The organism is Candidatus Binataceae bacterium (genome assembly GCA_035308025.1).
Classification (GTDB): Bacteria; Desulfobacterota; Binatia; order Binatales; family Binataceae; genus JAJPHI01.
Genome location: DATGHL010000049.1, coordinates 34,351 through 53,134 on the forward strand (window position 1 = coordinate 34,351; position 18,784 = coordinate 53,134).

21 protein-coding genes, 1 tRNA gene and 1 pseudogene are annotated in these 18,784 nt (G+C 63.2%); 10 read left to right on the top strand and 13 right to left on the bottom strand.

The window, feature by feature from the left end; translation table 11 throughout:
- Positions 1 to 59: 59 nt before the first annotated feature.
- From VKS22_15355 to meaB, 3 genes are all read right to left on the bottom strand, one after another.
- Positions 60 to 136, bottom strand: a tRNA-Met gene (locus VKS22_15355).
- Between the two features lie 63 nt (positions 137 to 199).
- A complete protein-coding gene (locus VKS22_15360; protein ID HLW71990.1) occupies positions 200 to 934 on the bottom strand; it encodes a metallophosphoesterase family protein in 735 nt (244 codons plus the stop codon).
- A gap of 10 nt (positions 935 to 944) precedes the next feature.
- Positions 945 to 1,943 carry a methylmalonyl Co-A mutase-associated GTPase MeaB gene (gene meaB, locus VKS22_15365; GenBank protein ID HLW71991.1) on the bottom strand — a complete coding sequence of 333 codons (999 nt, stop codon included), beginning with the start codon at positions 1,941 to 1,943 and terminating at the stop codon, positions 945 to 947.
- A 157-nt stretch (positions 1,944 to 2,100) separates the two neighbouring features.
- Between meaB and VKS22_15370 the strand changes: the two genes are divergently transcribed.
- From VKS22_15370 to VKS22_15380, 3 genes are read left to right on the top strand one after another with little or no spacing between them, the layout of a single operon-like run.
- Positions 2,101 to 2,508 (top strand): hypothetical protein, encoded by a 408-nt coding sequence (locus tag VKS22_15370; protein ID HLW71992.1) that lies wholly within the window; start codon positions 2,101 to 2,103, stop codon positions 2,506 to 2,508.
- Between the two features lie 21 nt (positions 2,509 to 2,529).
- Positions 2,530 to 3,417 carry a 4-(cytidine 5'-diphospho)-2-C-methyl-D-erythritol kinase gene (locus tag VKS22_15375; GenBank protein ID HLW71993.1) on the top strand — a complete coding sequence of 296 codons (888 nt, stop codon included), beginning with the start codon at positions 2,530 to 2,532 and terminating at the stop codon, positions 3,415 to 3,417.
- A 58-nt stretch (positions 3,418 to 3,475) separates the two neighbouring features.
- Positions 3,476 to 3,985, top strand: coding sequence for a hypothetical protein (locus VKS22_15380; protein HLW71994.1), 510 nt, complete (start codon positions 3,476 to 3,478; stop codon positions 3,983 to 3,985).
- A gap of 38 nt (positions 3,986 to 4,023) precedes the next feature.
- Here VKS22_15380 and VKS22_15385 read toward each other — a convergent pair whose 3' ends face one another.
- A complete protein-coding gene (locus VKS22_15385; protein ID HLW71995.1) occupies positions 4,024 to 4,497 on the bottom strand; it encodes a hypothetical protein in 474 nt (157 codons plus the stop codon).
- A gap of 52 nt (positions 4,498 to 4,549) precedes the next feature.
- Here VKS22_15385 and VKS22_15390 point away from each other — a divergent pair, with 52 nt between their 5' ends.
- From VKS22_15390 to VKS22_15400, 3 genes and pseudogenes are all read left to right on the top strand, one after another.
- A complete protein-coding gene (locus VKS22_15390) occupies positions 4,550 to 4,993 on the top strand; it encodes a VOC family protein (GenBank protein HLW71996.1) in 444 nt (147 codons plus the stop codon).
- A gap of 112 nt (positions 4,994 to 5,105) precedes the next feature.
- Complete coding sequence (locus VKS22_15395; GenBank protein HLW71997.1) at positions 5,106 to 5,564, top strand: hypothetical protein; 459 nt, start codon at positions 5,106 to 5,108, stop codon at positions 5,562 to 5,564.
- Between the two features lie 350 nt (positions 5,565 to 5,914).
- A pseudogene (locus tag VKS22_15400) lies at positions 5,915 to 6,134 on the top strand (IS5/IS1182 family transposase).
- Between the two features lie 331 nt (positions 6,135 to 6,465).
- On the opposite strand, the gene VKS22_15405 reads toward VKS22_15400, so the two are convergent.
- The 7 genes from VKS22_15405 to xseA form a co-directional block, all read right to left on the bottom strand.
- The gene (locus VKS22_15405) at positions 6,466 to 7,251 is read right to left on the bottom strand and encodes an ABC transporter permease (GenBank protein ID HLW71998.1); all 786 of its coding nucleotides are present in this window, start codon (positions 7,249 to 7,251) and stop codon (positions 6,466 to 6,468) included.
- Positions 7,248 to 8,246 carry an ATP-binding cassette domain-containing protein gene (locus VKS22_15410; protein ID HLW71999.1) on the bottom strand — a complete coding sequence of 333 codons (999 nt, stop codon included), beginning with the start codon at positions 8,244 to 8,246 and terminating at the stop codon, positions 7,248 to 7,250. The genes VKS22_15405 and VKS22_15410 overlap by 4 nt, the downstream gene beginning before the upstream one ends.
- Before the next feature lie 17 nt (positions 8,247 to 8,263).
- Positions 8,264 to 8,671: a peptide-methionine (R)-S-oxide reductase MsrB gene (gene msrB / locus VKS22_15415; GenBank protein ID HLW72000.1), complete on the bottom strand. Its 408-nt coding sequence runs from the start codon at positions 8,669 to 8,671 to the stop codon at positions 8,264 to 8,266.
- Positions 8,672 to 8,837: 166 nt separating this feature from the next.
- Positions 8,838 to 9,785: a LysM peptidoglycan-binding domain-containing protein gene (locus VKS22_15420; protein HLW72001.1), complete on the bottom strand. Its 948-nt coding sequence runs from the start codon at positions 9,783 to 9,785 to the stop codon at positions 8,838 to 8,840.
- A gap of 74 nt (positions 9,786 to 9,859) precedes the next feature.
- Positions 9,860 to 10,591, bottom strand: coding sequence for a TlyA family RNA methyltransferase (locus VKS22_15425; GenBank protein ID HLW72002.1), 732 nt, complete (start codon positions 10,589 to 10,591; stop codon positions 9,860 to 9,862).
- Positions 10,592 to 10,623: 32 nt separating this feature from the next.
- The gene (locus VKS22_15430; GenBank protein ID HLW72003.1) at positions 10,624 to 10,938 is read right to left on the bottom strand and encodes an exodeoxyribonuclease VII small subunit; all 315 of its coding nucleotides are present in this window, start codon (positions 10,936 to 10,938) and stop codon (positions 10,624 to 10,626) included.
- A 12-nt stretch (positions 10,939 to 10,950) separates the two neighbouring features.
- On the bottom strand, positions 10,951 to 12,309 hold the full coding sequence (gene xseA / locus VKS22_15435; protein ID HLW72004.1) for an exodeoxyribonuclease VII large subunit: 1,359 nt from the start codon (positions 12,307 to 12,309) through the stop codon (positions 10,951 to 10,953).
- 213 nt (positions 12,310 to 12,522) lie between these two features.
- Here xseA and VKS22_15440 point away from each other — a divergent pair, with 213 nt between their 5' ends.
- The 3 genes from VKS22_15440 to arsB all read left to right on the top strand — a co-directional run bounded on the left by VKS22_15440 (position 12,523) and on the right by arsB (position 14,531).
- The gene (locus VKS22_15440; protein ID HLW72005.1) at positions 12,523 to 12,906 is read left to right on the top strand and encodes a metalloregulator ArsR/SmtB family transcription factor; all 384 of its coding nucleotides are present in this window, start codon (positions 12,523 to 12,525) and stop codon (positions 12,904 to 12,906) included.
- Positions 12,907 to 13,008: 102 nt separating this feature from the next.
- Positions 13,009 to 13,410, top strand: coding sequence for a hypothetical protein (locus VKS22_15445; GenBank protein ID HLW72006.1), 402 nt, complete (start codon positions 13,009 to 13,011; stop codon positions 13,408 to 13,410).
- The gene (gene arsB / locus VKS22_15450; protein ID HLW72007.1) at positions 13,407 to 14,531 is read left to right on the top strand and encodes an ACR3 family arsenite efflux transporter; all 1,125 of its coding nucleotides are present in this window, start codon (positions 13,407 to 13,409) and stop codon (positions 14,529 to 14,531) included. The genes VKS22_15445 and arsB overlap by 4 nt, the downstream gene beginning before the upstream one ends.
- On the opposite strand, the gene VKS22_15455 is transcribed toward arsB, so the two are convergent.
- Positions 14,528 to 16,258: a choice-of-anchor Q domain-containing protein gene (locus VKS22_15455; protein HLW72008.1), complete on the bottom strand. Its 1,731-nt coding sequence runs from the start codon at positions 16,256 to 16,258 to the stop codon at positions 14,528 to 14,530. The two genes, arsB and VKS22_15455, sit on opposite strands and share 4 nt — an antisense overlap.
- Positions 16,259 to 16,394: 136 nt before the next feature.
- Positions 16,395 to 16,892, bottom strand: a complete 498-nt coding sequence (locus VKS22_15460; GenBank protein ID HLW72009.1) for a hypothetical protein — start codon at positions 16,890 to 16,892, stop codon at positions 16,395 to 16,397.
- On the opposite strand from VKS22_15460, the gene VKS22_15465 reads away from it, so the two are divergent.
- Complete coding sequence (locus VKS22_15465; GenBank protein ID HLW72010.1) at positions 16,869 to 18,605, top strand: sulfotransferase; 1,737 nt, start codon at positions 16,869 to 16,871, stop codon at positions 18,603 to 18,605. The two genes, VKS22_15460 and VKS22_15465, sit on opposite strands and share 24 nt — an antisense overlap.
- Positions 18,606 to 18,784: the final 179 nt, after the last annotated feature.

An 18,784-nucleotide genomic window follows, 5' to 3' on the forward strand; every position in this document is an offset into this window, starting at 1 on the left:
GCGGCAAATCTGCGGCTCGACGCGCGCGCTTATGGGCTTTCAGGAGGAACGGTGCGGAGTGGTGGCGGCGGCAGGAGTCGAACCTGCGACACTGCGGATATGAGCCGCATGCTCTAACCAACTGAGCTACGCCGCCACCGGAACGCATCACAATAGCGGGCGCTCGCATCGGGCGAAAGAGTTATTCAGCTGACCTTGTTCAGATGACTTTGATTGCGCTTTTCTTGACCGCGCGGCTGCCGCGTCCGACTTGATAGAGGACCCCTTCGCTAAACTCGACGCAACTCAGGCTGCCGCCATAAACCAACCCAGTGTCAACCCCAATCTTATACGGTAAGTCCGTCATCACGGTGCGCATCGGCGTATGGCCAAAGACCACGGTCGCGTCAAGCTGATGCGGGCTGAAGATGAACTCGTGGCGAATCCAGAGCAGGTCCTCGGCCTCCTGATCTTCAAGCGGGAGGCCGGGGCGCACGCCGGCATGGACGAAGAGGTAGGGCGGCCGCTGATAGTTGTTCGTCAGGCTGCGGAAAAATTCGAGATGGGGCGCGGGGAGCGCCGCACAGGCCTCCGCCGGGTCGGCGCGCTTGAGACCATAGCTCGCGATCGTCTGCATCCCGCCATTGAACAGGAACGATTCACCATAATGACCGGGGAGACCGAGATAGCTCAGCAGCATGTCTTCGTGATTGCCCTTGAGGAATACCGCGGTCGCCGCGCCTTTTTGCAGTTCGAGCACCAGCTCGACGACGCCGCGCGCATCCGGCCCGCGGTCAATATAGTCGCCGACGAAGACGATGGTGTCGCCCGCCCTGAGTTCCAGGGCCTTGAGCATCACTGCCAACTCGTCCGCGCAGCCGTGAACGTCCCCGATCGCGAACAGCCGGTGATCGCTCGAACGCTGCTCGCTCGCAGCGTGTTTGCGCGTTGCCATCGGTGCTGCTCTACCGCTCCGTCTCGGGCTCGCGCGGATCGGCAAGTAGATCCGCGACCACGGCGCGATTCAGAATAATCCGCCGCGTCGCACTGTAGGGATTGAGCGCGCCGGCGCGCACCTCCGCGAGTACACTTTGCAGGCCGTCGGCGCCGGCCTTGAGCGCGCGCGTCGTGCGCTCCTCGATTTGCGAGGTCAGCACCTCGATAAACTCGTGCGCGCGCCGCTCGCGTTCGCGCGCCGGGTCGCGATGCTCGCGCTGGTAGGCGCGATGGCGTTCAATCGCCGCGACCACCGCGTCCACGCCGACGTCCGCCGCGGCCTGAGTCAACAGCACCGGCGGCCGCCAGCCGCCCTCGCGGCGCAGATGCACGCTTAGTTCGAGCTCCGCCTTGATCCGATCAGCGCCGTCGCGATCGGCCTTGTTGACCACGTAGAGGTCGGCAATCTCGTTGAGCCCGGCCTTCATCACCTGCACCCCGTCGCCGCCTTCGGGCACGGTGACGACCACCGTGGTCTCGGCCAAATCCATCACGCTCAGCTCGGTCTGCCCCACGCCGACCGTCTCGATTATCACGACGTCGTGGCCAAAGGCGTCCAGCAGCTTGACGACCTCGCGCGCCGCGCGGCTTAAGCCCCCATGATGGCCGCGCGACGAGAGGCTGCGGATATACACGCCCGCGTCCTTATAGTGATCCGTCATGCGCACGCGATCGCCCAGCACCGCGCCCCCAGAGAAGGGGCTCGAAGGATCGATCGCGAGCACGGCGACGAGCTTGTCCTGCGCGCGATACTTCGCGATCAGCCGATTCACCAGCGTCGATTTACCCGCGCCCGGCGCCCCGGTCAGTCCGATCACGTAGGCGTGGCCGGTGCGATTGTAGATGCGCTCCATGACCGCGCTGACCTCAGCCGCGCGGTTCTCCACCAGCGTGACCAGGCGGGCCAGCGCAACGCGGTCGCGCTGAAGGAAACGGTCGATGAGAGTGTCGAGTTTGTTCTCGGGCATTAATCTTGAGACGGTGGCTGCGTGATTTATAGTTCCATCGTATTAGTAAGGCCCACTGCGATAAAGCACACTCTGTAACGCCAACAGTCGAGCGAAACGCGCTGAGGCGGGGGCGCGCATTGTCTCTGCGCCAAACGAATCATATCTTTAACTGAGCATGAAGGTCGCCGACGTTTCGCGCGATTGGATGGTGGCGCTGGGCCTTGGGCTGGTGCTGATTGGCGTCGCCAACTGGCTGGTCGGACGCCATCGCACCCGCCAGTACGACAGTATCGTCGCGACACAACCCGACCCTGCCGCCAACGATTCCTATCGCAGCTTCGACGAACTCGCCGGCGCCGTCGACGCCGTCCTCCAGCCCTTCACCGAAGAGCAGCGCCGCGTTTCCTATGCGACCGCGCGGATGGATTTCTACCACGCGACTTATGTGACCGGCTACGGCCTGGTGATCGTCGGACTGATCGTGACCTTCCTGGGCTTCGTGCGTCTAATCCGGCGCGACGCCCAGCGCGCCGCCGGCGCTCCGACGATTCGCGTGATTGGCGCCGGCCCGCCATTCCCCTGACGCCGCCTCGAGCCCCTCACGATGGTCAAGCTGCTGAGCGAACTCGCGCCAGCGAAAATTAATCTATTTCTGCGCGTGACCGGACGGCGCGCCGACGGTTATCACGAGCTCGATTCACTCTTCGCGCCGATCTCGCTCTACGATCGCGTCAGCCTCGCGATCCGGCCGGCGCCGCAGTGCGCGATCTCGCTCCGCTGCGAGCACACGAACCTCGGTCCCGACGACGATAACCTCGCTGTCCGCGCCGCCCGCGCCTTCATGACCAAGTTCGGCCTAACCGCCGAGGTCATGATCGACTTGCACAAGGAGATTCCGGTCGGCGCCGGGCTGGGTGGCGGCTCGAGCGACGCCGGCGCGGTGCTACGCATGATGGCGCGCCTAACGCGGATCGAAGATCCCGCGCGCCTCGCTGCGATCGCGCTCCGGCTCGGCGCGGACGTGCCCTTTTTTCTCGATCCGGCGCCCGCGCGCGTGCGCGGTATCGGTGAACGGATCGAGCCGCTGGCCGGCTTCACTCCACTCGTACTGCTGATCGCCGTCCCGCCCGTTGCCGTATCCACCGCGGCGGTCTTCCAGCTCCTGGCGCGCGAAGGCTGGAGCGGCCCGGCCCCAAATCACATTATCGAAGCCGCGATCGCCGGACGGCTCAGTTCCGACGTTCTGATCAATGATCTCGCGGCGCCGGCGATGACCGCGTGGCCGGAGATCGCGCGGCTCAAGTCGTTGCTCGAACAGTTGGGTGCGCTCGGCGCGGCGATGAGCGGCAGCGGCGGCGCGGTCTTCGGTATCTTCCCGACTGCCGCGGATGCATCGCACGCCGCCGAGCAGCTTCGCGTCCAAGCACCCCGAGCAAAAGTCTTTGACGCCGTTACCCTCGGCCACCTCTCGACGGCGAAGATTCGTCGTTGACGACCAGAATCGTCATTCCTTACTGTTGAGTATCCACGCGGAGGATATGAGGGCATCCATGATCCAACTGAATACGCGGGCCGGAATTCTTTTGATCCTTTCCATGACACTGGTTGCCGTGTTGGCGTTGGGGCAAGGCCTAAGCCGCGCTCAGGAGGCGCCGCCGTCTCCGGCAGGCGACGCCGTCGCCACAAATCCGGGGGAGAAAATCGTCGGCATCTATAAGGGCACCACGCTCGCTAGCTGCGCCGCCAGTTTGCTGCCCGATCGATGCAATGCGCAGCAGAAGGTGACGATCAGCGTAATCCAGGGGGTGGACGGGAAGCTCAAGGGCTATTACAAGTGCGCTTATGGCAATCAAAACTGCTTTCATCAGCAGGAGACCGGCAAAGTGGCGTCGGCCACGATCAATGGAGCGCTGCTCACGATGCGCGTGATTCTTCCCGAAGGCACCAGCTATATCTTCAACGGACGCACTTCCGGCGACCGCGTCAATGGCGGCTATACCGCCTCCTCGGGCGGCGCGGTCTTCGAGCGTGGCGTCTGGCGCGCGCGCAAGCTCGAATAACAATCACCGGTCTATCCAGCGCCGTAGTTGGCCGTGCGCTAGTGCGAGGGAGCCGGGCGGCGGCGCGGCCCCATCAGCGGCGCCAGCGTGCGCAAGGCTTCCAGAAGCGCCATACACTCGCCGCGCACAAGCTCCGGATCGGCGCCGCGCGTTTCGAGCGTCGTCGCAACCTCGGCGAGCGCGCGCACATAATCGTTGTGCGAGCGGCGATTGAGCTCCTTCCATGGAATCCCGCGCAGCGCCATCGTGGTTTCGTGATTGCACGTGAGAACCCCCCGCGCGAGCAGCACCGCGATCGCCGGATAGCCCAGATAGCCCTGCCAATACGAAGCGTTGTCGTTCGCTGAGATCGTGCGGCCCTCGCTCACGACCTCGTAGTGCTTGCGGCCGTCGGAGGAGGCGACCGTCGCTTCCCGTTCATCGACGATCATGACGCGGCCATCGCCGATCGCCCCAAGCGCCTCGTAGACCTTGATCAGCGGCGGCATTTTCCACGGTCCATTGACCGGCATTCGTGTACTATCTCCCGTGCGCAACGCTAAGGAAATCCGGGACGGGCTTCAGATGGCAAATCAGCCAATCGGCAAAATCGATCACCTGGGAATCGCGGTCAAGAGCGTCGCCGAGGCGCGCAAATTCTTCGAGGGCGTGTTAGGCGCGACCCTGCTCTATGAGCACGAGAACCCTACGGCCGGCTACAAGATCGCCGAGTTCGATTTCAATGGCTTCGTGCTCGAATTGCTCGAACCGCTGGGCGACGATTCCTATCTGCACGCCTTTCTCGCGCGACGCGGCGAGGGGGTGCATCATCTGACCCTCGACGTCCCCGACGCGAAGGCGAAAATCGCTGAACTGAAAGGACGGGGCATCAAGCTGGTCGATGAACGGGAGTTTTCGCCAAGTTCATACGAGGCGTTCATTTCGCCACGCGGCAGCCACGGCGTCCTGATTCAGATCGGTTCGGGCTATCCGACGCTCGCGCGCGCCGCCGAGTGGTTCAAAAAGTAATGATGATGTTGAAGAAGTCTTGTTTGAAAGCAATCTTGAACAGCTCGCACTACCGCCCACCATCTGCTACGAGCTTTAAGCGTAGATCCACCAATTGAGGAGGAACGATCTGATGGCCGCCGCAGTCCCGGTTGAAGCAACCTCATACGCGTTCGATGACCGAAACATTCGCTGGTATAAACTAGGTGACTTCGAGAACTTCGTATTTGCTATGTTCAACGTAGATGTGCCGGGCAAAATCGTCGACTTTATTCTCAAATTTCCAGCAAACAAGCAGATCTTTCTGCATCGTCACTTGGCGCTGACTAACACGCTAGTAGTTCAGGGCGAGCATCGTTTGTACGAGCCGAATGGCGCACTCAAGGAGGTGCGCCCCGTAGGGAGTTATACTTCCACTCCTCCGGGCGAGCCGCATCGGGAAGGAGCCGGAGATGACGGCGGCGTTGTATTCTATAGTGTTCGCGGAAAAGATGGCGTCTTATTCGAAGTGCTTGATGATGAGCTAAATGTTATCGGTACATTGACAATGGACGACTTTGTAAACGCCTTAAAAGAGCAGAAGAACGCTTGAGTCCGGCTGGACGACGGTCGTCCGCAGCCCCGCTTTACACTCAAGCGCCGAAACCGCTCCGCCGTACAGCCTTGGTGACAACCCTTTCACCTGTATTGCCTTCTTCCCTGCCTAGCCATTAGCGGCTGGGGACGTCGACGCTGACCGGACGCGGACGGAACCTGTGAACGCGACCACTGAAATTTGCCGTAACTGTGACAACGGCGAGGACGATATGCGTTCTCGCGATCGCAGCCGTTTAGAAAGCAATCACCACCGCTCAAAATGGATCGGTAGTTTTTGAAGGAGTAGTTGTAATGGAGGTTTGGCTATGATTCCGTTTGACCGGCGGAGCGGCGGAGGAAGGGGTAATGATGGGAAGGCAGAATGCATCGGAGAAGTTGTTTTATCAATTCCGTCTTGAGAACCACGTTCCTTCCGATCACCTTCTGCGCCAGCTCGATGCGGTACTTAACTTTGCAGGCGAGAAGGGTTCTGGCGAAGCATTACAGCCCGCTAGGCCCCTCGGTGGATCCTGAACTGATGTTGATGATGCTGCTGGTTGGCTACGCCTACGGCATCCGTTCCGAATCTTTTTGACCGTTCTGACAGTACGCGCTCGTTGTCGCGTTTTTCACCGGCCGCACGCTCCGCGCTCCGCTCGCTTGCAGAACCATACAAGGGTGAAACCTTTCACTTTGCGCCGCCCGTTTGAAGAAACTTGTTAGATCGTTTCACGTGAAACATTCTGTTTCACCGCCACGACGGCACGCCGCTCCGTTGTCGCGGCTTTTGCTCGGTCGGACGGAGGGCGGACCCTCCGGAAGCCGACAAAAATGTTTCACGCGAAACAATTTTGTCTGTCCGATCAAGCAAGAGCCGCGACAACGGAGCGGGCGCGATGTCCGGACGGTGAAAGAGATTAATGCACGATCGCGTGCTGAGCGACGCGCGCGGCCATCAGATAGGTGGCGACCGCGAAGACGATCGCGACGGCGCACGACAAGCCGAAGTTCGGCATTTCCGCAACGGTACCCGGCTGACTCGTGTACAACGCTTCGCGCAGCGCCGCGACGCCGTAGGTCAGTGGATTCAGCCGCATCGCCCATTCTAGCGCGACCGGCGCGCCGCTCACCGGCCAGAATGCTCCCGACAAGAGCCAGATCGGAATCAGAATCAGGTTCATGATCGCGTGGAAGCCCTGGGTCGATTCAATCCGCCACGCGATCAGCAGCCCAATACTGGTCAGAGCAAAAGCGATGAGCGCCATGATCGCCGCTGACATCAGGACGGCGCCGACGGACAGGCGAATACCGGCGAGCGGCGCGAGAACAAGGAAGATGCAGCTCGGAACCCAGGCCAGCGTGGTCGCGCCGAGCACCTGGCCCATCACGACGGTCGCGCGCGAGACCGGCGCGACCAGGACGCCTTGCAAGAAGCCCTCGTGGCGATCCTCGACGGTCGAGATGGTCGCGAAGATCGCGGTGAACAGCAGCACCAGCACGATGAAGCCCGGATAGAGGTATTCGAAATAGTTCATGTCGGCGGGCATCCCAGCCGGATGGAACGATCCGGTGAGCCCGGCGCCGAGCAGGAGCCAAAAGACCAGCGGTTGCAGGAACGAGCCGATAACGCGGCTGCGCTGGCGGCAGAAGCGCGTGATTTCGCGCAGCCACAGTGTGCCGGCGCCGAGAAGTGCATTGCTCAACTGCCGGCCTCCGCGGAATTCCAGGTAAACCTGCGGCCGGTCAGGTGGACGAAAACGTCCTCGAGTGTGGGCTTGCCGAAGTACACCGATTCGATTTCGGGACCAAACGCCTCGACCACGTCGCGCACCAGCTCGTGGCCGCGTGCGCGCTCGATGCGGAGCGTGCCGTCGACCAACGCCGCCTTGACGTGCATCCGCGCTTCGACCTTGGCGCGCAGCGTCTCGGGGTCGATTGCGCGGATCACGACGACGTCGCCGCCGACTCGCGACTTGAGCTCACCCGGCGGCGCAAGCGCGACCATCCGCCCCTCATCGAGCAGGCCGATCCGATCGCAGCGGTCGGCCTCTTCCATATGATGGGTGGTCAAGACGATCGTGATGCCGTCCTGATCGCGGAGCGTCGTGAGATAGTTGAGGAACTCGCGCCGCGCGATCGGATCGAGTCCGGTGCTGGGTTCGTCGAGAATCAACAGCTCGGGCTGATGGAGCAGCGCCTTGGCCAATTCGACACGCCGGCGCAGGCCGCCCGATAGGGTTTCGACCAGTTCGCCGGCGCGCGCGGTCAGGTCGACCCGCTCGAGCATCGCGGCCGACCGTGCGCGCAGATGCGCGCCGCTCATGCCGTAGAGGCGACCGTGATGCGCCAGGTTTTCGGCGACGGTCAGCTTGCCGTCCACACTCGGATGCTGAAAGACCACGCCGAGGCGGCGGCGGAGCGCGGCCGTAGCAGTGCGCAGATCGCAGCCCAGAATGCGAGCGTCGCCGGCCTGTATGGGCACGAGGGTCGAGAGCAGCTTGAACAGTGTGGTCTTGCCGCCACCGTTGGGTCCGAGCAGGCCGAAGATTTCACGCTCGGCGATCACGCAACTGATAGCCTCGAGCGCGCGGCGCTCGCCGTAGTTGAAACTGATCTCGCTCAGCTCGATGGCCACGGACGCAGCCGACGGCCGATCGTCGAGGCCGAGTGCGGCCGGAGCTGGAAACGTGGCGGTCATCCGAGGGCGGGGCGGCCTTATTTTTCGCCGTCGCCCTTGACGAAGTTCAGCGACGCGGAGTTCATGCAGTAGCGCAAGCCGGTCGGCCGCGGACCGTCCTCGAAGACGTGGCCCAGATGGGCGCCGCAGCGCGAGCAGGTGACCTCGGTCCGCCGCATCCCGTACGAACGGTCCTCGGTATTCTCGACCTTCGACTGATCGAGCGGCGCGTAAAAGCTCGGCCAGCCGCAGCCGGAGTCGTATTTGGTCTCGGAGGAGAACAGTTCATTGCCGCAGCATACGCAGAGAAACATGCCCTGATCATGCAGGTCGTAGTACTTGCCCGTGAAGGCGGGCTCGGTGCCTTTTTTGCGCGCGACCTGGAACTGCTCAGGGGTCAGCAACTGGCGCCATTCCTCGTCGGTTTTTTCAATTTTTTCGCTCATCGATTTCAACTTCCTCGCGGATTCTTACTTGCGGGCCTGAGTAGAGTGCGGCGCGCGCCGTCCCAATCAATGATGGCACAAATGATTCGGTGCTCGAAGAAGGTCTTGCGTGTACTCGCATCCCACCCTTGATGCGCGCACAACTTGAGTGGGAAGCTGGGCGCTGCTAACGACGGAGCGAGCGCGCCTCGACCGGTGAGCCGATGCCGGCGATACGCAGACGCCAGCGGGCGCGGCGCGCGATCGCGCCGGGCGGGCCGAGCTGCTCGAGTTGGCGTTCGAGCACCATCCTGAGCTCGCGATTGAGACGTTCGATTTCAGCTTCTTCGGCGAGCTTGGGCCGCTCCTGGCCGTCGTGAAGACCGCGGCGGCGGCGACCATAGAGTTCCTGGAGGCGGAGCTCGACTTTGGCCAACGCGGTGCGGTAGCGATAGTCGAGGCGGCGCATCGATTCGTTCGCCTCAGCGACGGCGCGAAAACGGCTGCGCAGCAGCCACCATTCGATCAACGCCAGCAGCATCGCGCCGACGGCGAGAAGTCCCAGAGCACCGGAAATGTAGGCGGCGGCGCGCCACCAGGTCAAAAGACGCAACGCATGGCCGGTTTGGCCGACGAAGGTTTCCAGCTCGTTGGTGCGTGTGCGGGCGGCGGCCAGCCGCTGATCTGCGGCCTGCGCGCCGTATGTCGCATCCTGCAGTGCGCGCTGGAGCCGTGCGATCTCGGCGGTCAGTTCACGTTCGTGGGCGACCGCCGGGTTGGGGATGCGGAGCACGCGTCCGACTTCAAGATCGGTCTCCTCGGTGACGTGATTGATGCGGGTCAGGTCCGTGACGGCGAGGCCGAACTGATTTGCGATCGCGCCGAGTGTGTCGCCCTCTCGAATCGCATAAGGAAAGGTCGCGCGCGGCGGTAGTGGCGCCGCCTCGACGGATTCATCGCGGGCAGTCGTCGCGTGTGAGGTGGTATGGGTCGTCGGCGACGGCTCGATTGATTCCTCGGACAGGGCATTGGCGGGAAGGCGACAGACCAGCAGCGCGAGCATCGTCGCGGCCGCAGTCGCCAGCAGACGGCCCGGCAAGAGCGCCCGGCCGCTGTTGATTGCGATTGAGTCCAATGGATTTAAGCGTAATAGAATCGCCGGGCGATGCAAACGCGAAATTCGCGACCGCGCGCGCACCTGCGCTTGACTCAAGGAGCGGCGAAGTACGTCAGAATTTCGCGATTGCCGGTAGCGCCGGTTATCGGCGAATCGATTGAACCGCCGAATTCGAGACCGAGAGCCGCGGCGGCGTTGACGATGTCGCGCAAGGCGGCTTCGCGCAGGGCGGGGTCGCGCACGAGCCCGCCTTTGCCGACCTTCCCGCGGCCAACCTCGAATTGCGGCTTCACCAGGGCCAGAATCTCGCCCGGATGCGCGAGCAGCCCAACGACCGCGGGCAATACGAGCCGCAGCGAGATGAAGCTCGTATCGATCACTATGAGCTCGGGCGGCCAAGGCAGATCAGCCGGGCGGACGCCGCGGATGTTGGTGCGGTCCATCACGGTGACGCGCGGGTCGGTGCGCAGATGCTCGGCGAGTTGGCCGTAGCCGACATCGAGCGCGATGACGTGAGCCGCGCCGCGGCGCAACAGAACGTCGGTGAAGCCGCCGGTCGAGGCGCCGACGTCGAGCGCGCAGCGTCCGACCACGGGGGTCGCGAAGCGCTCGAGCGCGGCGAGCAGCTTGTACGCGCCGCGGCTCGCATATTCGCGTGCGCCGCGGACCAGCTCGATCGGGACGGAATCGTCCACCTTGAGATCAGGTTTGGCCGAGGGCCGGGAATTGACGCGGACGCGGCCGGCCATGATCAGGCGCTGGGCGGCTTCGCGGCTCTCGGCGAGTCCGCGCCGCGTCATCTCCAGATCGAGCCGTGAGCGCATAGGGCTAAATCGTTGCGCGCAACAGCTCGGGATCAAAAGGGAATATCGTCGTCATCCTTTGGTCCGTTCCGGGTCGTGGCTGGAGACTGGCCATTGGCGAGGTCCGCGGCTGAGTCGTCACGTTCAAACGGCGCGCTATTCAGCTCGCCGTGCGGGCCGCGGGTGAGGATTTCCACGCGCCGGTCCACCTGATCGAGCTTCTGATTGAGCGAGCGCACGAGTGCGACGCCGCGCTCGAAGGCGCTGATCGAATCCTCAAGCGAGAGCTCGCCGGAATCGATGCGCGTGACGACGGCCTCGAGGTCGGCCAGTTCGTCTTCGAATTTTCGCTCGGAGTTGACAGCCATGCACAATGCTCCTCAAGGATCTCGTTGTATGACTGCGGCGCGGAGGCGGCCGCGCGCGAGGCGGAGAATGAGCTCGTCGCCGAGCGCAACCGGGCCGGCGTCGGTGACGACGCGGCCGTCGCGCGGATCGGTGACCACGGCGTAGCCGCGTTCGAGCACGCGCAGTGGCGAGATCGCGTCGAGCCGACGCGCCTCCGCGGCGAGCCGCGCGCGGGCGACCTCCAGACGCACCCGCATCACAGCCGTGAGCCGCGCCGAATCCATCGCCAGGCGGAGCCGCTGCTCGCGGGCGAGGGCGGCGGGACTGCGGAGCCGCGCGCGCATCTCGTGCAAGCGACTGCGGCTGGCGGCGAGCCGAATCGCGATCGCGCGGCTGAGATCCGCCGCGGCCTCGTCGACACGCTGCCGAATCTGGCGGATGAGGCCTTGAGGATCGCGCAGGCGCGCTTCGAGTTGGCCGAAATGGCGGCGATGAGCCGCGAGCGCCAGTCGCATCGAGCCCGCCATCGCCGCGCCCAGTTCGTCGAGGCGGCGGCGCAGGTCGTCTTTCACCGGCACGACCAATTGCGCGGCGGCGGTCGGGGTTGGCGCGCGCAGGTCGGCGGCAAAGTCGGCAATCGTGTAATCGATTTCGTGGCCGACCGCAGAGATCACCGGAACCGCGGAGCGACGAATCGCGCGCGCGACGACTTCCTCATTGAAGGGCCAGAGATCTTCGAGGGAACCGCCGCCGCGGCCGACGATAATGACTTCGGCGCGCGCGTCGCGGCTGAGATCGTCGAGCGCCGCGGCGATTTCCGCGGCAGCTTTGGGACCCTGGATCAGCGCTGGGCGCACGATGACATGCAGATTCGGAAAACGATCAAAAAGCACGCGGAGCATGTCGTATAGCGCCGCCCCGCCGAGCGCCGTGACGATGCCGATGCTGCGCGGCAAGAGCGGCAACGGACGCTTGCGCTCGGGATCGAACAGCCCTTCGCCGCTGAGCCGCTGCTTGAGCTGCTCGAAGGCGGCCTGGAGCGCGCCGAGTCCGCGCGGTTCGAGCTCCTCGGCGTAAAGCTGAAGCGTCCCGCGCGCCTCATACAGATTGACCCGTCCTCGCACGAGGACTTGCATCCCGTTCTCGAGGCTGAAGCGGAGGCGGCGCGCGGCCGTACTGAACATCACGACGCTGATGGCGCTGCGCGAGTCCTTGAGCGTGAAATAGAGATGGTTCGAGGGTGCGAGGCGGGCGTTCGAGACCTCACCGACGACCCAATATTCGCCGAGGTTTACTTCGAGGGTCTCGCGCACCGCGCGGACGAGTTGCGTGACGTTGAGCGCGACCCGTCGGGGCGTCTCGCGCAGCGCGAATTCCAGTTGCCCGGCCATCGTTGAGCAGGCTAGCACGCGGAGGGGGTGAAGCGGAGTCGGCGCCAGGGAATCGCCACAGAGCTTAAATCGATGAAATCCAGTTGCGCACGGGTTTGCGCGTGGAGCGCGGCGACACGAGCAGGATGGTCGCGCCATGCCGTGCTTCGCGCTTCAAATCGCGGCGTCCGGTGGGTTGACTCTGTATACATAAATCTCTATAAATATAGAACTATGAAGAAATCAGCGGTGATCGGCGCGCTGGGCGCGCTGGCGCAGGAGACCCGGCTGGATATTTTTCGCCTGCTGGTGCAGAAGGGGCCCGAGGGCCTGCCGGCGGGCGAGATCGGGACGCGGCTGGGGCAGCCGTCGCCGACGCTATCGTTTCACCTGAATCAGCTCAAGTTCGCCGGGCTGGTGAGCTCGCGGCGCGCCAGCCGGTCGATCATCTACAGCGCCAACTTCAAGCTGATGACCGCATTGCTTGGTTACCTGACCGAAAATTGCTGCGGCGGGCGGCCTGAGCTCTGCGCTCCGGCCAGCTTGTCCGGCTGCGAATCGGAGTGCGCGCCACAATCAACGATTGCAACCAGAAAAACTCGGAGGGTATCGGGATGAAACGCTTTCACGCTCACGTCATGGTTGAGGACCTGGAGTCCTCGGTGCGCTTTTACTCGACACTGTTCGGGACTGAACCGGTCGTGCTGAAAGCCGAAGTGGATGCTCGATGATCCGCGGGTGAACTTTGCGATCACCGCGGGAGCGTCAGTCACCGGGCTCGACCATCTGGGGCTGCAGGTCGATTCGGATGAGGAGCTGACGATAATCGCGGGGCGCCTGGAAGCCGCCGGGCAGTCAGTGAGGAAGCAGGAGAATGCATCGTGCTGCTATGCGCGCGGCAACAAGGGCTGGGTCGCCGATCCGAGCGGGATTTCGTGGGAGACGTTTTATACCTTCGGTGAGAGCACGGTTTACGGCGCCGATGTTGTATCGCGTCCGGCAACACCGAAAGGGCCGGTGGAGGAGGCGTGCTGCGCGCCCGCGCCCTCGGCGAGCAGCGCCTGTTGCTCCGGATCGCAGACGCAACAACGGGCTTGGTGCGGAGGAGATCCGGGGAAATGAGTGCAAGTATCGCAGTGGCGCCGGCGTCGATATTGCGCCGGCTTTCGTTCCTCGATCGCTATCTCACGCTGTGGATTTTTCTCGCGATGGCGGCCGGGATCGGGCTCGGCGCCGTTTTCCCCGGGATGAAGGCGGCGTTTGATCGCATGAGCGTCGGCACGACCTCGCTGCCGATTGCGCTCGGCCTCATCTTGATGATGTATCCGCCGCTGGCGAAGGTGAACTACGACGAGTTGGGCGACGTTTTCCGCGATGTGAAAATTTTAGTCTTGTCGCTGGTGCAGAACTGGATCATCGGTCCGATTCTGATGTTCGCGCTCGCCGTGATTTTTCTGCGCGACCGCCCGGAGTACATGGTCGGCCTGATCATGATCGGGCTGGCGCGCTGTATCGCGATGGTCATCGTGTGGAACGATCTGGCGGAGGGCGATTCGGATTACTGTGCCGGGCTGGTGGCCTTCAATTCGATCTTTCAGGTGCTGTTTTTTTCGCTCTACGCCTTCGTGTTCATCACCGTGTTGCCGCACTGGCTCGGCCTCGGCGGCGCGATTGTCCACGTCACGATCGGGCAGATCGCCGAGAGCGTCGGCATCTACCTCGGCGTGCCATTTGTCGCGGGCCTCGGCACGTGGATGATTCTGACCAGGACTAAGGGCAAGAGTTGGTATCGGCAACGGTTCATTCCGAAGATCAGTCCGCTGACGCTGACGTTTCTGCTGTTCACGATCGTCGTAATGTTCTCGATTAAGGGCGCGGCGATCGTGCGGATGCCGCTCGACGTGGTGCGCATCGCGGTGCCGCTGCTGCTCTATTTTACGATTATGTTCGCGGTCTCGTTTGCGCTGAGCAGGCGGGTCGGGGCGACTTATCCGCAGTGCGCGACGCTATCGTTCACGGCGGCCTCCAACAATTTTGAACTGGCGATCGCGGTGGCGGTCGCGACCTTCGGGATCGATAGCGGCGCGGCGTTCGCGGCGGTAATCGGGCCGCTAATCGAGGTTCCGGTAATGATCGGGCTGGTGGATGTCGCGCGCTGGGCGCGGGCGAGGGTTTTTCAGGCACCGCCGGCCGCCGTCGAAGACGCTCGGTTCATCGCGTCGGGCCGCGATGGTGATAGCTAGGGTGCCTGGACCTCGAACGCGCCGATGTCGCAGTGGTCGCCGGCGGAATCGGAGCGCGCGAAACTGCGCTGGTCGATGCCGCCCAGGCCCCTTGGCGGCGCTGCCGCGCAGATGGGGTTGTCGCCTGCATCGATCGCCGGGCTGCCGCTCTCCAATGCGACGGTCTGGGTCGGTCCGCCGTTCGATCTGAGACCCAGAGGATCCAGCACCGGGTTAACGTCGAGCAGGTTGTGGCCGTCGTCCGTGATGGTCGCGCCGGCGCTCTGACCGATCAGCGAAAATGATGCAGTGATCGCGCCGGAAACGTCCGCGCCATTGTCAGGATTGCCGGAATTCTGGGTGTTGTTGGCGATCAGCGTGGTGTTGATGAGCAGGTTGGTCGCGCCGGCGTTGGCGATCCCGCCGCCCGAACTTGGAATCGGCGACAAGCGTCCTGAAGTCGCCAACGCCTGATTGGATGCGACCGTCACACCCTTGAGCTCAAGGGACCCGCCGCCCGCGTAGAGACCACCGCCGGCGACGGTACCGCCATAGCCAAACGTGCCGTTCTCCGCCGTATTGCCGAAGAGCGTGCTGTTCGTGAGCCTTAAATTGCCGCTGGCGATAGATCCCGCAGCGCCCAGCGCGGAGCCGCTCGCCCCAGTATAGTTCGCATACGGAATATAGCCGGCTATACCTCCTGTTGCCACGTTGCCAGATAGCGTCGTTTGCCCAACGGTTACCGTGCCTGAAGCAAGGAACAAGCCCGCGCCCTCCGCAGCTCCACCGTTTCCCGGAGGACCTGTAAGCTGGTAATTCGAAGTACCGGGCGCTTCGCTTAAGCCGCCGGCGCCCCCGGTGGCATTGTTGCCGGAAAGCGTAGAGGTTGACACTGCCACATTCCCGGAAAGGACGTAGAGCCCGCCGCCCTCACCACTGCCTCCGGCGCCACCATAAAAGGTGCCGCATACAAGGCAGACAGTACTCCCGCCGAAGAAGCCGCGAGCGCCAGCACCGCCGGTCGCTGTATTCCCGAACACTTTGGAGTTCGTTAACTGAATCGTGCCGGCGGAAAGGAAAAGTCCCCCACCGGCCGCGGCTCCTCCGATGATCCCGTCAAGGAAGCTACCAGTCTGAGTTCCGAGTCCGCCGATGGCCTGATTGTTGGTGAGCCAGACCCGCGACAAAAGAACATGGCCGCCGTCCTGCACCAGGATTCCGCCGCCCTCCGCTTCGGTGCTGCCGGCCAGCGCGCCCGCAGTCCCGTCGTCTTGCGCAACACCGCCCTCGATCGTCAGGTCGCGGAAGACTGCATTAGCGCCGCCGAGCACTTGAAAAGCTCGGTCGATGCCGTTGGCATTGACGATACTGAGCCGACGGCCCGCACCCTGCAGGGTCACCGTTTGGCCGGGGGCGGTTATATCGAGATCGCCCTCCGCCGCAGTGTCATCCTGCCCGTCAGTGTTCTTGATGGTCAGCGTGTAGGTCCCGGTCGCGAGGTTGATCACACAATCCTCTGTGCTCGCATTCGCCGTCTCGATGGCCGCGCGGAGACTGGCGGAAGAGCCATCGACGGTCGGATCGGGGCTCGGACTTAAGGTGCAGGCAGCGCGGACCGGACGCACGTTCAGGAGCGCAAACAGCACCACCATCGGGGCCGCGGCGAGCAGCCGGCGCAAACGCGGGTCGCTCGACGCCGTCCGTTCAACTGCCGTAAGCTGTCGCGCAACTTGCTGATACTTACGCATGGTCTTCCCCAGAGGCGGTGATGGCTGAACGATAGCTGCGCGCTGCAATTTGTGCAAATCTCTCTAAGCAGAATATTCACGCTCCACGTCTTTCTTATCGTCACTGTCGCTAACTTCTCTATCGCTTCGATAAGACTTAGCTGGAGCTCGAGGAGTGGCGTTGCCAGAGAAATTCTCCATCCCGAATACCCTGGCCGAGGCGCTGGCGCATCATCAGGGCGGGCGCTTGTCTGAAGCAGACCGGCTCTATGGCGCAGTGCTTCAGCGCCAACCAGATAATGCTGACGCTCTCCATCTCGCGGGGGTCCTGGCCATGCAAACCGGGAACCCGCAGCTCGCAGTCGAGCGGATCATGCGGGCAATCGCACTCGCGCGGAACCCGGACTTCCATGCGCATCTGGGCGAGGCCCATCGGCGCCTCGGGGACTCGGCCCGCGCCATCCAGGCTTGCCGCGCCGGGCTTTCGCTCGATCCGCAGCACGTCGGCGCGATGAACAACCTGGGCGTCGCACTGCTGGAGCAGGGCGCGGCCGGCGAGGCGCGCGAGGTCCTTGAGGAGGCCGTGCGCCTCAATCCCGAGTTTGCTACGGCGCACAACAATCTTGGCAACGTGCTGCGTCTGCTCGGCGATCACGCTGGCGCCGTCGCAGCATTCCGGCGGGCGGTCCAGGCGGACCCCTCATATGGCGAGGCTCACTCCAATCTGGGCCAGCTCCTGCTCGACCGTCACGAGATTACTACTGCGCTGGGTCACTGTTCACGCGCGGCGGAGCTGATGCCCCATCTAGCGGAGGTGCAAAACAACCTCGGAAATGCTTTGAGGGAGGCCGGCAAGCTCGATGAGGCGCAGCGCCGTTATGCCGAGGCGCTGCGCCTCGACCCGCGCAATCCGATGATCCTCGGCAACATCGCGCAAGCCTTCCAGGAGGAGGGCGGTATCGACGAAGCGCTTGCCTGGTACGACAGAGCGCTGCAGGCGGATCCCGCATTGGCGCGGACCTATGCGAATCTCGCCAGTTGCCTGGCTGAGCAGGAACGCATGGTCGAGGCGCGCACCGCCTACGAGGAGGCGCTCAGGCGCGACCCCGCATGGCCTGAAGCTAATGTCGGGCTGAGCTCGATCCTTCGCGATGAGGGTAATTACGATCAGGCGTATGCGCTCTGCCGCAAAGCGCTCGCTGTCAGACCGGATTTCGCACCCGCCTATGCCGGGCTCGCCCAGCTAGACACGGAACTCGGGCGGTTGGCGGAAGCAGAGCGGGCGTTGCGCGACGCAATTCGCTGCGATCGGGCTGACAGCGACTCCTATGGTCTGCTGGCGTCGCTGATGGGCCGGCGTCTGCCGGAGGCGGATCTTGAGTGTCTGCGCCGCCTTGCAAGTACCGCGGTGCGAAAGAGTCGGTTGCCAGGTTTGCATTTCGGACTGGCGCACGCGCTTGATGCGCGGGGGGAATTCGCCGAGGCGGCGGAAAACTCAGCGAAGGGTAATGCGCTCGTCGTGGAGCGGCGAACGCGCCAGGGTCAACTGTACGATCCCGGGGAGCATCGCGCTTTCATAACGCAGTTACGTGCGATCTTCACCCCGGAGTTCTTTGCACGCTCGGAGAGAATGGGGGTCGATACTCAACTTCCAGTGTTCATCGTCGGTATGCCGCGGTCGGGCACTTCGCTCGTCGAACAGATCCTCGCGAGCCATTCGCAGGTTCATGCGGCGGGCGAGTTGAAGCTGCTGCGTGAATGTTTCGACGCGCTGCCCCAGATCTGCGGCAATCGCGGCGCGCCCCTTGACTGCATCCCTCAGCTTGAGGAGAGCAACGTCCGGGAAGCGGCCTCGCGTTACCTCAACCACCTGCCTCGATCCGGTTGCGGGGAAACTCGCATCACCGACAAGATGCCCGACAACTATCTTCTCGTCGGCGTCTTGCATGTGATGTTTCCTCAAGCCCGAATCATTCATTGCCGCCGCAATTTGCGCGACATCGCACTCTCGTGCTGGTTGACGAATTTTCGCTCGATAAGATGGGCGTCGCAGGCAGACCATATCGCCGAGCGCATCAAGGACTACCTCCGCATTACTGAACATTGGCGGCAAGTCCTGCCCAACCGGACGCTGGAAGTGCAATATGAGAGGATGGTTGAGAATCCGGGAGTCACGGTGCGCCGGATGCTCGACTGGCTCGGCCTCGACTGGGAAGATGCATGCCTCAAATTCCATGAGAGTATGCGACCGGTTCGTACTGCCAGCGTGGTCCAGGTCCGTGAGCCGGTGTACCGGCACTCGGTCGGACGCTCCGGTAGCTACGAACCGTTCTTGCACAGGCTTTTCGAGCAATTACCCGAAAGCTAGGCTGCAATCGGTTAATTCGATCGTATTGAACGGCCATTCTACCAAGAAACTCAGGCGGCTTTGCGAATTTCGACCTCGTAGCCGAGTTCTTTGATGCGACGCGCGAGACGTTGCGCGGTCCGCTCCTTATCCATGCGGGCGAAGTAGAGCGACCCGAGATCGCGATACGCCACCTGATC